Origin of the sequence: Achromobacter sp. Root565 (genome assembly GCF_001427425.1) — a bacterium.
In the GTDB taxonomy this organism is placed as follows: domain Bacteria; phylum Pseudomonadota; class Gammaproteobacteria; order Burkholderiales; family Burkholderiaceae_B; genus Achromobacter; species Achromobacter spanius_D.
On record NZ_LMGO01000001.1, the window covers coordinates 3,644,608 to 3,658,520 of the forward strand.

Below are 13,913 nucleotides of genomic sequence, written 5' to 3' on the forward strand. Positions count from 1 at the left end.
TGCGCAGCGCGGCTCACGCGGACAAGCCATAGTCCGCGCGTGCCGCTTCGGCGCTGATCTTGCCATCCGCCACGTCCTGCGCCACACGCGGCTGCGGCCGCGCCGATGGCGCCCCGTAGCCGCCGCCGCCAGGCGTTTCAATGCGCACGCTTTCGCCGGCCGCCAGGGCAATGTTCGCGGTCTTGGAGAACAGCTCCTCTTGTTGCGGCGTGCCGAAGTTGCGGATCAGCCGCGCACGGCGCCCGTCGCGCCCGCCATCCACGCCTGCGGCCACGCCGACCGTGTGGCTGTCCGAGCGGGCCGAAAACACGATGCCCGGCCCGACCGCGCGGATCTGCTTGGCGATCCCCATCCCGCCGCGCGTGCGGCCCGCGCCGCCGGAGTCCTGGATCATTGCGTACTCGTCCATCCGCAGCGGGTACTCGTTCTCCAGCGCTTCCACAGGCAGGTTCGACGTGTTGGTCATGTGTACATGCACTGCGTCCATGCCGTCCGAATCGAAGCGCGCGCCCGCGCCGCCGCCCAGCGTCTCCAGATACACGAAATGGCCCGCGCGCTCGCGCCAGCGGCCCGAGAACACGATGGCGGGGCAGCAGTCGTTGCTGGACGCCATGGTCTTTTCCGGCGGCAACAGGCCGCGAAAAGCACCGAAGATCGCGCCGGCGACCTTCTGCGCGGTGATCGAGCGAGCGCCAACCGCGGCAGGGTGTTCGGGATTGGTGATGGTGCCCATCGGCGCCGACAGCGTGATGGGGTCGAACAACCCCGCGTTGGGCGCCAGGTCCGGATCCAGCAGCGCCTTCACCGCGTAGTACACGCAAGCGCGCAACGCGTTGAACGGCAGGTTCATCGCGCCGCGCGCCTGTTTGCCGGATCCTTCGAAATCAAAGTGCAGATTGTCGGCGCTGACGGTCAGCGTCACCTGGATCGGCACCGGGTCGCCCCCCATGCCGTCGTCGTCCAGATCGCTGCGGAACGTGTAGCTGCCGGCGCGCAGCTCGGCGATGCGGTTCAAGAGGCGTTTGCGCGTGTAAGTGATCACGTCGTCCACCGACCGCAACACCGCTTCCAATCCCATCTGGCGGATCAGGCCCTGCACCGCGGCGGCGCCACGGCGGTTGGTTGCCATCTGCACGCGCAGGTCGAGCACCCGCTCTTCCGGGTCGCGCGTATTGGCGCAGATCAGGCGCAGCAGATCCTCGTCGGTCTCGCCCGCGCGGGCGATGCGGCAGGCGGGGATGCGGATGCCTTCCTCGAAGATCGATTTCAGCCCCCCGGCGATCGAACCGGGCACCGCGCCGCCCACGTCGGAATGGTGCGCGATGTTGGCCGCGAAGAAGCGCAACACGCCGTCCCAGAACACCGGCGTGATGATGTTGATGTCAGGCAGGTGGCTGCCGTCGGCCAGGTACGGGTCATTGCAGATATACACATCGCCGTCGCGGATCTGGTCAGCCGGAAACGTGCGCAGGATGGCGCGCATGGCGCCGTCCAGCGATCCCAGGTGCAGCGGAATCTGCGTGCCCTGGGCGACGAGCCGCCCGGCGGCGTCGAACAGCGCCACCGAGCAGTCCTTGCGCTCCTTGATGTTGGTTGAGAACGACGCGCGCACCAGCGTGTTGTTCATGTCCTCGGTGATCGACAGCAGGCGGTTGCAGAAGACCTCCATGCCGATGGGGTCCGCCAGCGTGGGCGTGGCGTCCGCGGCGCGGGATTGAACAGAATCAGGCTTACTCATGCGAGCCTCCTTGCAGGCGGATGATCAGATTGCCGTACTCGTCGGCGCAGGCCTCATGACCCACGCCCACGACGGTGGTCGAGCTCATTTCCTCGAGCAACGCGGGGCCCGTGAACGTTGCGCCGGTGGGCACGCGGTCCCGGTCATAGACGGGAGTTTCCAGCCAGCCATGCGCCGGGCCGAAGTACGCCTTGCGCTGACCCAGCGCCGCGTCCTGCAGCGCGCCGCCCACGTGCCTTGGCGCAAGCGGCGCCTTCACGACCTGCCCGACGGCCTGCATGCGGCAGTTGATGATCTGCACCTTGCGGTCGTCCACGGTGTAGCCGTATTCGCGCTCATGCGCCTCTGCGAAGCGGCGCGCGAATTCCGCGTGGCCGCCCGCGCCGGTGTCGTCCAGGCTGACCTGCACCTCGAAGTTCTGACCCTCGTAGCGCGCGTCGATGGCGCTGTGGCATACGCGCAGCGCCGGGTCGACGCGTTCCGATTCCAGCCAATTTTGGGCCTGCGTGCGCAGGCCATCGAAGATCGCGGAGATCGCGGGCCAGCTATCCGCATCGGCCAGCGAAATTTCACTTTGCACGAAGTCGAAAGAGATATCCGTGAGCAGGATGCCGCGCGCGCACATCGTGCCCGGCTCCTGCGGCACGATGACGACGGGAATACCGCATTCCTCGGCCACTTCCACCGCATGCAGCGGGCCTGCGCCGCCGTACGCATACAACGCAAAGCGCGAGAGGTCGTAGCCGCGCTCGGTGGAGACCGCGCGGATCGCACGGCTCATGTTGGCCGCGGCAATACGCAGAATGCCTTCGGCGGCCGCCTCCATGTCCAGCCCCAGCGGTTCGGCGACACGGCTGCGGATGACCTCGCGGGCGGCGTCCGCATACACCGGCATGCGGCCGTTCAAGAGCGCCACCGGGTTGAGCCGCTGCAGCGCAATCTCGGCGTCCGTGATGGTGGGTTCCTGGCCGCCGCGGCCGTAGCCCACGGGGCCGGGCACCGCGCCCGCGCTGTGCGGCCCGACCTTCAGCGCACCGGCGTCGTCCAGCCAGGCGATGCTGCCGCCGCCCGCGCCGATGACGTGGATGTCGACCATGGGTGTCTTGACCGGGTACCCGGCGACGTGGCGGTGCGACGTGAACAGCGGACGGCCTTCGCATACCAGCGAGACGTCCGTGCTGGTGCCGCCCACATCGAACGTCACCAGGTTCAGGGTGCCGATGGCGCGTCCCACCGCGGCCGCACCGACCACGCCCGCGGCCGGCCCCGACAGGCAGGTACGGACCGGGTACTGGCGCACGGTGGCGATCGACATCAGGCCGCCGTTGGAGTGGATGGTGTGCGGCTCATGGCCGATGTCCAATTCACGCACGCGGTTCAGGAAGCGCTCCAGATAGCGCGCCATCTTCGGCCCGACCGCGGCGTTGAGCACGGTGGTGGACAGGCGTTCGTATTCGCGGAATTCGGGCAGCACGTCGGACGACTGGCTGATGTAGGCATCGGGCATCTCCTCCGCGACAATCTGCGCCGCGCGGCGCTCATGCGCGGGGTTGCGGTAGGCGTGCAGGAAGCAGATCGTCACGGCCTCGATGCCAGCTATTGCAAAGCGGCGCGCGGCATCGCGCACCTGCGCTTCGTCCAGCGCCGTCAGCACGTCGCCCGCCGCACTCACGCGCTCGTCGACTTCGGCGCGGAATTCACGCGGTACCGCCACCGGCGGCTTCCCGACGCTGTAGTCGTACAGGTGCGGACGCGTCTGGCGGCCGATTTCCAGCACATCGCGAAAGCCCCGCGTGGTGATGAGGCCGACGCGCGCCCCCTTGCGTTCGATGATGAGGTTGGTCGCCACCGTGGTGCCGTGGCCCACGTGCGAGACCTGTGATGGCGCGACACCGTGATCCGCGAGCATCTGGCCGATGCCCGTGGCGATGGCTTCGGAGGGATCGTGCGGCGTGGAGGGCACCTTGTGAAAGTGCACCACGCCGGCGTCCTCGTCGATCATCGTGAAATCGGTAAACGTGCCTCCGACGTCTATCCCTATGCGATACATATCGTTCGTTCCAAAAAATGAAGATCAGTCCAGCCGAATGCCGGCCTTTTTCACGACCTGGCACCACTTGTTGATTTCGTCCTTGATCATTGCGCCGAACGCGGGTCCCGCGACGTCCGATACTTGCGCGCCTTGTTGCTCCAGGTAGGTCTTCATGGCGGGCGCGTGCAGGGTCTGCACGAGGCCGTCGGTGAGCTTGGTGCGCAGCGGTTCGGGCATGTTGGCGGGCGCCAGCATGCCGAACCACACCATGGCCTCGTAGCCGGGGTAACCGGCTTCGGCCACCGTGGGCACGTCGGGCAACATGGACGAGCGCTGCGGTGACGTGACGGCCAGCGCCTTGATCTTGCCGTCCTTGATGTAGGGGTACGAGGTCATGACCACGTCCATCATCATGTTGACCTGTCCGCCGACCAGATCGATGAGCGCGGGGCCGGAGCCGCGGTAGGGCACGTGCACCATCGACACGCCGGCGGTGGACTTGAACAGTTCGGCGGCCAGGTGGTTGGAGGTGCCTTGGCCGTTGGAGGCGAAGGAGTACTTCTCGGGCTCATTCTTCAGCAGGGTTACGAACTCCTGAAGGGTGTTCGCGGGGACCGACTGGTTCACGGACAAGACGTTGGGAATGGTGGCGACCACCGTCAGCGGCGTGAAGTCCTTGACGGCGTCGTACGGCAGCTTGGAGTAGATGCAGGGCGCACTGCCGTGCGTGCTGACCGATCCCATCAGGATGGTGTAGCCGTCGGCGGGCTGGCGCGCGACGAATTCGGTGCCGACGGTGCCCCCTGCACCGGGGCGGTTTTCAACGATGACGTTGGCATTCAGGCGCTGACCGAGGCCTTCCGCGATCTTGCGCGCCACCAGGTCGGTGGAGCCGCCGGCCGCGAAGGGCACGACGATGCGGATGACCTTGTCCGGCCAGGCGGCGCTGGCGGCCCCGGCGGCCGCAAAGAGCGTGATGCCCGCGGCAATGCGACAGCAACTGCGTAGTAGCCCTGTTTTCATGGCTTGGTTTCCCCTTGTTGATAGAACTTCGTGATGGCCGGATCATGCGTGTCCAACCTTGGTTCGCTGCAACAACGAGGTCATGCTAGGCCTCACGCGGAAATGACAGCAGTCCTACAGGTTTATATTTGTATAGATGCCATTTATGGACGCGCGGTGATGAAGAACCCGGACCTGAATCTGCTTCTGCATTTCGATGCGTTGATGGCATGCCGCAATGTGTCGCGCGCGGCCGAGGCGATGAATATCAGTCAGCCGGCGATGAGCGCGGCGATGAACCGGCTGCGCCAGTTGTTCGGCGATCCGCTGCTGGTGCGCGAGGGCGGGGCGTGGCAGCCGACGTTGCGGGCGCTGGAGCTGCACCAGAATTTCAAGCCGCTGCTGGAGGGCTGGCATCGCGCGACGCGTACGCGCGAGGCGTTCGATCCGGCGCATTCGTCGCGCACGCTGTCGCTGTATGCCACCGACTATGTGCAGTACACGTTGCTGCCCAAGCTGATCCCGCGGTTGGCGGTGGACGCGCCGCATTTCCAGTTGCAGATCGTGCCGGCGCGGCCGCAGCATGGGCTGAGCATGCTGGATACGAATCACGTGGAGCTGATCGCGGGTTACTTCCCGGATCCGGCGCCGGATCTGCGCACGCGCTTTCTGTACCAGGAGCCGGCGGTGTGCATCGTGCGCGAAGGGCATCCGTGTTTGCGCAAGCGCTGGAATCTGGACGCCTACCTGAGCTATGGACATCTGGATCTTGCGGCGCATACGCGCTACTTCAGCACGGCGATCGATCGCATCCTGATGGGACAGAACCGGAGCCGCAAGATCGTGGCGACGCTGTCGAGTTATCTGGTGTGTCCGTTCATCGTGGAGGGGTCGGATCTGATTGCGACGATGCCGGTGAGCATTGCGAAGGCGATGGCGGGGAGTGCGCGGATCGTGTCGCAGAAGGTGCCGTTGACGTTGCCGCCGATTGCGGTGTCGCTTTACTGGCACGAGCGCTATCAGGATGATCCGGCGCACGCCTGGCTGCGGCAGTATCTGGCCGGCGTGCTCGGGTAAGCGGCGTGCGCTATTTGAGCGGCAGGCAGATCAGGGTCTGCAATTCGGCGGGGGGCGTGTTGACGGGGTCGTTCAGGTATTGCTCGAACATGGGAAAGTCGGCGGGCGACATGCCGCTGGCGGGCAGCCATTCGGAGAAGAGCCAGTCGTACGGCTTGCGCATTTCGTTGTAGGGGCCGGTGTACTTGAGGACGGCACAGCGGCCGGCGGGGATTTCAAATCGCTCAAGCTCTTGTCCGATATCGGCATCGGGCGCGACGGCCATCCCGGCCAGCGATCGCAACTGGCTCTCCGGCACCTGTTCGGGGTCGTCGAAGTAGACGCCGAATCCTATGGCGTCGGGGGTTGCGATGCCCCGACTGACGGCGAGCATGAAGGCGCGGGAGAAGACGGGGCCGATTTCCTGTTCATTGCCGCGATGGGGCAGGACGGCTAGGGTGACGCCGGGGAAGTCTTCGATGGCGATGGGGTACATGGCTAGCTCCTGAGGGGTGATGGGTTGGGAGCGGGCGGCGCGATACCGGCCCGGCGGGATGCCGAAGAGAGCGCCGAAGGCGCGGTTGAAGGCGGCTTCGGATTCATAGCCGGCGCGTTGGGCGATGTCTTTCAATGGCGTATCGGTGCTGGAGAGGTCGGCGGCTGCGCGTTGCATGCGGATGCGCTGGACGGTGGCGGTGACGGTTTCTCCGAGCATGGCGCGGTAGACGCGGTGGAAGTGATAAGGAGACAGGCAGGCCAGGTCTGCGAGCTGGTGCAGATCTGGCGTGGCGTCTGGGTTGGCGGCTAGCCAGCGTAGGACGGGGTCCAGGCGTTGGGCGTAGAGGGATCGCGTTGTGGGCTTCAATGCTTGCTCCTTGGTAGGGGCAATTTAGCTTTTGGATGTTTGCAGATTTTGCGGTTTTTTAGAGGTGTGGGGTGGGGCGTGTTGCTGGCGGGGGAGCGTTCTTTTGACGCCCGGCGTGAGGGCGGCGTCGGGGCGCGGGGCTACGATTGCGGTCCGGAGCCTTCGCTCCGGACTGCCCCGTCGTCATCTTCGTCCAGGCCTTCGGCCTTCCCTTCAGATTCCCTCGGGCGCATCTACACGCCCCGCGCCCCAACGCCGCCCCCACACCGAGCTCTGGTGGTTCGGGTATCGACATCGCTGGGGCGAGCCGCGTGCTTGGCGTTCTCGTTCGCAGTGGTGAAGCGAAGAAGAACTTGCGGAGCCCGCTCCACGGCGGCCGCGCGGGCGGCCTGGTGGAGCTTACGCGGTGTCTTGCGGCGCGCGTTTGGCGCTGCGCGCTTCGCTGTGTGATTTGCCGCTATCAATAGCCGCGCTTTGGATCGTAGATGTTTGGCAGAGCTTCACCGCGTTCATTCGCGGCGATCAGCAGCGCGGTGTGTCGTGCCCGCTCCTTGCGGTCGGGGATCGCTGCGCAGTGGGGCGTGATCGTGATTCTTGGGTGCGTCCACAGCGGCGAGTCTTCTGGCAGGGGTTCCTGTTCGAAGACGTCAAGGATCGCCTGGTCCAGATGGCCGCTGTTCAGCGCATCCAGGATGTCCTGCGTGACCATGTGAGTGCCGCGCCCCGCGTTGATGAGGCTGGCGCCTTTGGGTAGTTGCGACAGCGTGTTGCGGTTGAGGATGCCGCGAGTGGCGTCGGTTGCGGGAAGCAGGCAGACCAGGAGGTCGGTGTTTGCCAGGAATTGGGTGAACTGTTCCTGCCCTGCGTAGGAGGGCAGGCCGGGCAGTGTGGTCGCGCCGCGGGACCAGCCGCTGACGGGGAAGCCCGCGCGGGACAGGAGTTGCGCGGCGGCAACGCCGAGGTGACCCAGGCCCATGATGCCGACGCGTACGTCAGCGGCGACCCGTAAGGAGTCAAAGATTTCCCAGTGCCGCCGCGACTGGTTGTCGGTGATGCGTTTGACGTTGCGCGTGATCATCAGGGCGCTGGTGAGCACGTATTCTGCCATCTCGGTCTGCGTGCGGGCGGTGACCATGCGGGCGATGGGCAGGTGGCGCGGCAGGGCGGGGTCGGCGAGGATGTGGTCGACGCCGGCGCCGGCGCTGATGATGAGTTTGAGGTTTGGGAAGGTGGCTAGGCGGCCGGCGTCGGGGGCCCAGACGAGGGCGTAGTCGATGGTGGCGGGGTCGGGGTCTTCATGCCAGCCGACGACGTCCAGGTCAGGCGCGAAGGTGCGGAACTGCGTGCGCCATGCGTCGATCGCCTGAGGGCCGCCGGAGTTGATGATGAGGCGCATGCGTGTCCTTGCTGGTGTTGCGGGCGTGTGTGCCAGGCGCGTGTTTCAAGCGCATAGTCCGGCGGCAAATGCCCGGCGCGGCGCGCCTGCGGGTTGCCCACAGGAGCGCCGCGCGGTGTCGTCAACGTTCGACCGTGCGGTTCCAGCGGGCGTTGAAGGCGGGCCGGGCCGCGTTGATCTGGTCCCAGTCCAGGATCTTAGCGTTGGCCATGTAGCCTTGGAAGCGTTTGAGGGACTCGGCGTTGTCCGCGGGGGCCTGGACGTTCTTGTTGGACGGGAAGTGGCCGCCCATTTCCAGGGCCTTGGCCTGGGCCTTGGCGGACAAGAGGTAGAGCGCGAGCTTCTGTGCGAGTTCGGGTTCGCTGTTCTTGGCGATGACGCATTCGCCAACCATGAGGATGACGGAGCCTTCCTTGGGCTGGGCGTATTCCACTTGGATGTCGCGCTTCTTCAAGCGGGCGATGGCGGTGGGCGTCAGCGGGAAGATGGCGGCCTCGTCGGACTGGATCATCTCGGCGAGCTTGGCGGAGTTGGGGATGTACTCGAGGACGTTGGGGCCGATGGTGGAGGGCCACTTCTTGAAGCCGGGCTCGTAGTTCTGGTCGTTGCCGCCTTCGATGCGGTTGAACATCAGGAAGCCGTGCAGGCCGAAGGTGCTGCCGGACGCGGATTGGAAGACGACCTTGCCTTTGTACTTGGGGTCGGCCAAATCCAGCCACGAGGTGGGCGGGGTCCAGCCGTTTTTCTGGAAGAGGCGGGTGTTGTAGCCGATGCCGGTCATGCCGATGTCGATGCCGGCGGCCATGCGGTCTTTCATCAGGGCGGTGGGATACAGCTCTTTCAGGACGGGGTCGTCGTTGAGCTGTTCGCACAGGCCCATGGAAATCGCGCGGGCCATGATGCCGTCGTCCAGGAACATGACGTGCATCTGGGGCTTGTCCTTGTAGGCTTGCGCCTTGGCGAGGACGTCGGTCGAGGTGCCTGGCACGACGACGATCTTGACGTTGTTGGCCTTCTCAAAATCGGGGAAGACGTGCTGGGTGAAGGCGCGTTCCATGTCGCCGCCGTTCATGCCGACGTACAACGTTTTCTGCTGCGCCATGGCGCCGGCGGACAGCAATGCCAGCATCGCCGCGCCCAGCAACCGTTTCCCCTTGGTCAGGCGCTGCGCGCCCTGTTTCTTGTGCATCATGGTGACTCCAGCGTTTGCTCACGAAGACGGTCAGGACGGGTCGCGGCGCCGTGAGCGGCGGGCGCGTACCGTTCAATGCGGAAGGCATCGATAGGAATGGAGGATCGGCCGTGCACGACCAGGTCGGCCAGCACCTCGCCGACGGCGGGGCCGATCTGGAAGCCCGCGCCGGACAGGCCGAAGGCGTGAAAGAGGCCGGGCACGGTGGCGCTGGGGCCCAGCACGGGATTGTGGTCGGGCATGTTGCCTTCGACGCCGGTCCAGAAGCGGATGATCTGCGCGCCGCGCAGCACGGGCAGCAGGTGGACGGCGTTGGCCATGAGCGCGCCGAGGTTGGCGCGGCCGGGGCGGGCGTAGTCGGGGTCGGCGGACACGCCGCGTCCGCCGCCGATGACGCAGTTGCCGCGCGCGACCTGCCGTGCATAGATGCCGCCGCCCTGCATGCCGAGGCTGACGTTCATGAACAGCGGCAGGGGCTCGGTCACCATCATCAAGGGGTGGATGGAGGTCTCGGGGACCGGTTCGCCGAAGCCTTCGGCAAAGCGTCCGGCCCACGCGCCCGCGCAGTTCAAGAGGAAGCGCGCGCGCACTTCGAGCGTGTCGCCGGCGCGCACGATGAAGCGCGTGCCGTCGTGCGTGGCCGAGGTGACGCGCGCGCCTTCGCGCACGTCGGCGCCCAGCGCGGCCGCGGCACGTCCGAAGGCCGGGGACACGAGCCGCGGGTTGGCGTGGCCGTCCTGCGGGCAGAACGAGCCGCCGACCACGCCTTCGCCCAGCCAGCCGAAGCGCTGGGCGAGCGCGCGGCGGTCCAGGATTTCGAGGTCCAGGCCAAAGCCGCGGGTGTTGTCGCGATAGGTTTGCAGCAGCGCCAGATCGGCGTCGGAGGTGGCGAGTTTGAGGTGGCCGGAACGCACGTATTCGCCGTCGATGCCGATCAGCTCGGGCAGCTTGCCCCACAGTTCGTGTGCGCGCCGCGCGAGCGGCAGCTGTTCGATGCCGCGTCCCTGCCGGCGCACGCCGCCGTAGTTGACGCCACTGGCCTTGGCGCCGCACAGCGCGGCTTCCAGCAGCACGACGGGCACGCCTTGGCGGCGCAGGAAGAGCGCGGCGCTGCCGCCGACGATGCCGCCGCCGATGATCGCAACTTCGGTGTCGATGCGTTCCATCACGCGGCCTTTTTCGCGGGCCGTTCCAGGCAGACGACGCTGACCGGAATGGGCTTGACCGGCGGCTGGTTGCGCAGCCGCCCTACCGCCTGCGGCGTGCAACCGACGGCATGCGCCAGCACTTCCGCGCCGGCCACGCCGCACATGCGGCCCTGGCAGCGTCCCATGCCGACGCGGGTCAGCGCCTTCAGGCGATTCATCTCTTGCACGCCGTTGTCGCGCACGGCCTGGCGGATGGTGCCGGCGGTGACTTCCTCGCAGCGGCAGACGACGGTGTCGTCGGCGATGCCGGCGGCCCAGTCCGCCGGAAACGGAAACGCGCGTTCCAGCGCGTCGCGCACACGGCCGTTTGCCGCGAGTTGCGATTCCAGTATCCGCGCGCGGCGCGCGTCGTGCGGATGCCCGGCATCTTCAAGCAGCGCCAGCGCAGCGCGTTCGCCCGCGAGTTCCGCGGCATCGGCCCCGGCAATGCCCGCGCCGTCGCCGGCCACGTAGACGCCCGCCACGCTGCTGCGACCGGCGGCGTCGCGCCGCGGGATCCAGTTGCGGTCGCGTTCGTTGAACTCGAAGTCGCAGCCGACGATGCTGGCAAGCTGGGTTTCGGATCGCAGCGACAAGCCGAAGCCGACAGCGTCACAGTCCAGCGTATGCGTCTGGCCGTTCTGGGTGTACGACAGGCCCGTGACGCGATCTTTGCCCTGCACCGCAACGGGGCGCACGCCGCTGCGCAGCGGCACGCCGTGCGCGCGCAGCCACGCCATGTAATACAGGCCTTTGGCCAGCAGCACAGGCGCACGCAACATGCCGGGTAGCGCCGCGACGCGGTCGGCAAAGCGCGACGTGTCGAGCACGGCGGCGACCTGGGCGCCTGCCTTGGCGTACTGGTATGCCACCAGATACAGCAAAGGACCCGTTCCCAGGAACGCGACGCGCGATCCGATGGCGCAGCCCTGGTGCTTCAGCGCGACCTGCGATCCGCCCAGCGTGTAGACGCCGGGCGTCAGCCAGCCGGGAAACGGCAGCACGCGGTCGGTGGCGCCGGTGGCAAGGATCAGGTGGGTGTAGGACAGGGTGGTGCTGACGCCGTCGCGCAGCACGTCCAGCGTCTTGCCCTCGGCGTTCCAGACCAGGCACCCGGGCCGATATTCGACGCTGCCCTGCAGATCCTGCATGGCGCGATGCACGGCGTCTGCCTTGCGGTGTTCAAACCCGTACAAGGCGGATTTTGGACGCGAGAAACCGGGTGGCGGCTGGCGGTAGATCTGACCGCCGGGCCGCAGCCCTTCGTCCAGGATCACGGGCCGCAAACCCTGCGCGGCCAGCGTCTGCGCCGCGCGAATGCCGGCTGGACCGGCGCCGACGATCACAGGCATGACGATGCTCATGACGCAACGTCCTCGGGCCAGGCGGCGGCCGCCAGCGTACCGGGCGCGGATGCGGGCGCCAGCGCGGCGCTCTGCAGCCGCATGCCGGGCTCGATGTACGTGGAACAGGCGCGCACGCGGTCGCCGTTTTCAAGCTGCACCCAGCAGTCCTGGCAGGCGCCCATCATGCAGAAGCCGGCGCGCGGACCGCCGCCGAATTCCGAGGTGCGCAGGCGCTCGGCCTGCGTCAGCACGGCGGTCAGGACCGTGTCGCCGGCCAGCGCCGTGCAGGGTTGGCCGTCGAACGTAAAGGTCAATGCGGGCCGGCCGGTTTCGGCCAGGCGTTTCAGGATTGCCATGGCGCGCGCGGCTCCTTTGCGGCTGTCGGCAGTGAATTCATTTCTGGCCCACCAGGACGCGGTCCAGGCCATACACGCGGTCCAGCAGCAGCATCGTCACGGCCGTCAGCGCGATCACCAGCGCGGACACGGCCGCCATCATGGGGTCGATGGATTCGGTGGCGTACATGTACATGCGCACCGGCAGCGTGATGGTCGACGGCGCGGTGATGAACACCGACATCGTCAGTTCGTCGAAGCTGTTGATGAACGCCAGCAGCCAGCCGCCCGACACGCCGGGAATGATGAGCGGCAAGGTGACCGTAAAGAACACCGTGGCGCGGCTGGCGCCGAGCGACAGCGCCGCGTGCTCGATGGAGCGGTCAAAGCCCACCAGCGCGCCGATCACCAGGCGCATCACGTACGGCGTGATGACGACGACGTGGCTGGCCACCAGCCACGGAAAACTGCCGGCCATGCCCATCAGCGCAAAGAAGCGAAGCAGCGCCACGCCCAGCACCAGGTGGGGAATCATCAGCGGCGACAGGAACAGGCCGTTGAGCACGTCGCGCCCTGGAAAGCGGTAGCGCGTGATGGCGATGGCGGCGGGCACCGCCAGGCACACGGCGATGCTGGCCGACAGGAACGCCAGCCACAGGCTGTTCTTGAACGCCTGCATGAAGTTGGGGTGGTCGAAGACCGCGTGGAACCACCGCAGCGAGAAGCTTGTGGTGGGCACGGTCAGCGTCGAGTCCGGCGTGAACGCCACCAGGCACACGATGACCAGCGGCGCCAGCACGAAGGCCACCACCAGAAAGTTGAACGCCAGCGCGAAAGGACCGTTCTTCTGCATGTTCGATTCCTTGCGCGGGTCAGCCCAGGCTGCGGCGGTAAGAGCGTTCGACGACGCGGTTGTACGCCATCATGACGATCACGTTCACGATCAGCAGCACGATCGCGATCGCCGCGCCCAGCGGCCAGTTCAGCTCGGTCAGGAACTCGTCGTACACGACGGTGGCCACCATCTTCAGCCGCCGTCCGCCCAACAGGGCGGGGATGGCAAAGGAGCTGGCCGACAGGCCAAACACGATGAGGCTGCCGGACAGAATGCCCGGCATGGCCTGCGGCAGGACGATGCGCGTCAGCGTCTGAAAGCGCGAGGCGTTGAGCGACAGCGCGGCGTGCTCGACCGTGGGGTCCAGCTTCTGCAGCGACGTCCAGACCGGAATCACCATGAAGGGCAGCATGACGTGCACGAGGCCGATGATGACCGCGGTGGGCGTGTACAGCAGCGTTCCCAGCCCCAGTGCGGCGGCCGCCTTGCCCAGCGGCCCGCCCGGCCCCAGCAGCATGCTCCAGCCGAACGCGCGCACCACCAGCGAGATCAGCAGCGGCGACAGCACCACCAAGAGGAAGATCGAGCGCCAAGGCTTGCGCATGCGCGACAGGATGTAGGCCTCGGGCGCGCCGATCAGCACGCAGATCAGCGTGGTGACGCCGGCGATCCAGAACGTGCGCCAGAAGATCTCGATGAAATAGCCGTCCGTCACCACGGCCAGGTAGTGTTCGAACGTGTGGCCGGGCTGGATGCCGGTGGCGTAGTCGAACGGCCGGAACGACAGGGCAAAGGTCAACGCCAGCGGCGTGAGCACCAGCGTGAGAAACACGAGCGCCAGCGGGATGGACCCCAGGATGGCCAGCATCCCGTCGTTGCGCGGCTTGGGCTGGTTGGCGGCGGCGCCGCGTTGCGTAAGCGTCGCCATG

Annotated in this window: 12 protein-coding genes; 1 reads left to right on the forward strand and 11 read right to left on the reverse strand. The window is 66.8% G+C overall.

Going from position 1 to position 13,913, the window contains the following annotated elements; all coding sequences use genetic code 11:
- Positions 1-13 precede the first annotated feature (13 nt).
- From ASD71_RS16225 to ASD71_RS16235, 3 genes are read right to left on the reverse strand one after another with little or no spacing between them, the layout of a single operon-like run.
- Positions 14-1,738 carry a hydantoinase B/oxoprolinase family protein gene (locus ASD71_RS16225; RefSeq protein WP_056565939.1) on the reverse strand — a complete coding sequence of 575 codons (1,725 nt, stop codon included), beginning with the start codon at positions 1,736-1,738 and terminating at the stop codon, positions 14-16.
- Entirely contained in the window at positions 1,731-3,788 is a 2,058-nt protein-coding gene (locus tag ASD71_RS16230) for a hydantoinase/oxoprolinase family protein (protein ID WP_056565942.1), read from the reverse strand. Before ASD71_RS16230 ends, ASD71_RS16225 begins: the two co-directional genes overlap by 8 nt.
- A 24-nt stretch (positions 3,789-3,812) precedes the next feature.
- Positions 3,813-4,793: a tripartite tricarboxylate transporter substrate binding protein gene (locus ASD71_RS16235; RefSeq protein WP_056565945.1), complete on the reverse strand. Its 981-nt coding sequence runs from the start codon at positions 4,791-4,793 to the stop codon at positions 3,813-3,815.
- Between the two features lie 159 nt (positions 4,794-4,952).
- On the opposite strand from ASD71_RS16235, the gene ASD71_RS16240 reads away from it, so the two are divergent.
- On the forward strand, positions 4,953-5,849 hold the full coding sequence (locus ASD71_RS16240; protein WP_175125851.1) for a LysR family transcriptional regulator: 897 nt from the start codon (positions 4,953-4,955) through the stop codon (positions 5,847-5,849).
- Positions 5,850-5,859: 10 nt separating this feature from the next.
- Here the strand turns inward: ASD71_RS16240 and ASD71_RS16245 are convergent, their stop codons facing one another.
- From ASD71_RS16245 to ASD71_RS16280, 8 genes are all read right to left on the reverse strand, one after another.
- On the reverse strand, positions 5,860-6,693 hold the full coding sequence (locus tag ASD71_RS16245) for a GyrI-like domain-containing protein (protein WP_056565948.1): 834 nt from the start codon (positions 6,691-6,693) through the stop codon (positions 5,860-5,862).
- Between the two features lie 460 nt (positions 6,694-7,153).
- On the reverse strand, positions 7,154-8,089 hold the full coding sequence (locus ASD71_RS16250; RefSeq protein WP_056565951.1) for a glyoxylate/hydroxypyruvate reductase A: 936 nt from the start codon (positions 8,087-8,089) through the stop codon (positions 7,154-7,156).
- Positions 8,090-8,210: 121 nt separating this feature from the next.
- Positions 8,211-9,281 (reverse strand): ABC transporter substrate-binding protein, encoded by a 1,071-nt coding sequence (locus ASD71_RS16255; RefSeq protein ID WP_056565954.1) that lies wholly within the window; start codon positions 9,279-9,281, stop codon positions 8,211-8,213.
- The gene (locus tag ASD71_RS16260) at positions 9,278-10,450 is read right to left on the reverse strand and encodes an FAD-binding oxidoreductase (protein WP_056565956.1); all 1,173 of its coding nucleotides are present in this window, start codon (positions 10,448-10,450) and stop codon (positions 9,278-9,280) included. Before ASD71_RS16260 ends, ASD71_RS16255 begins: the two co-directional genes overlap by 4 nt.
- Complete coding sequence (locus ASD71_RS16265; RefSeq protein WP_056565959.1) at positions 10,447-11,832, reverse strand: NAD(P)/FAD-dependent oxidoreductase; 1,386 nt, start codon at positions 11,830-11,832, stop codon at positions 10,447-10,449. Before ASD71_RS16265 ends, ASD71_RS16260 begins: the two co-directional genes overlap by 4 nt.
- Positions 11,829-12,170 (reverse strand): (2Fe-2S)-binding protein, encoded by a 342-nt coding sequence (locus ASD71_RS16270; RefSeq protein ID WP_056565962.1) that lies wholly within the window; start codon positions 12,168-12,170, stop codon positions 11,829-11,831. The genes ASD71_RS16265 and ASD71_RS16270 overlap by 4 nt, the downstream gene beginning before the upstream one ends.
- 37 nt (positions 12,171-12,207) lie before the next feature.
- Entirely contained in the window at positions 12,208-13,002 is a 795-nt protein-coding gene (locus tag ASD71_RS16275) for an ABC transporter permease (protein ID WP_056565965.1), read from the reverse strand.
- 19 nt (positions 13,003-13,021) lie between these two features.
- Entirely contained in the window at positions 13,022-13,912 is an 891-nt protein-coding gene (locus ASD71_RS16280) for an ABC transporter permease (RefSeq protein WP_056565967.1), read from the reverse strand.
- Position 13,913 lies beyond the last annotated feature (1 nt).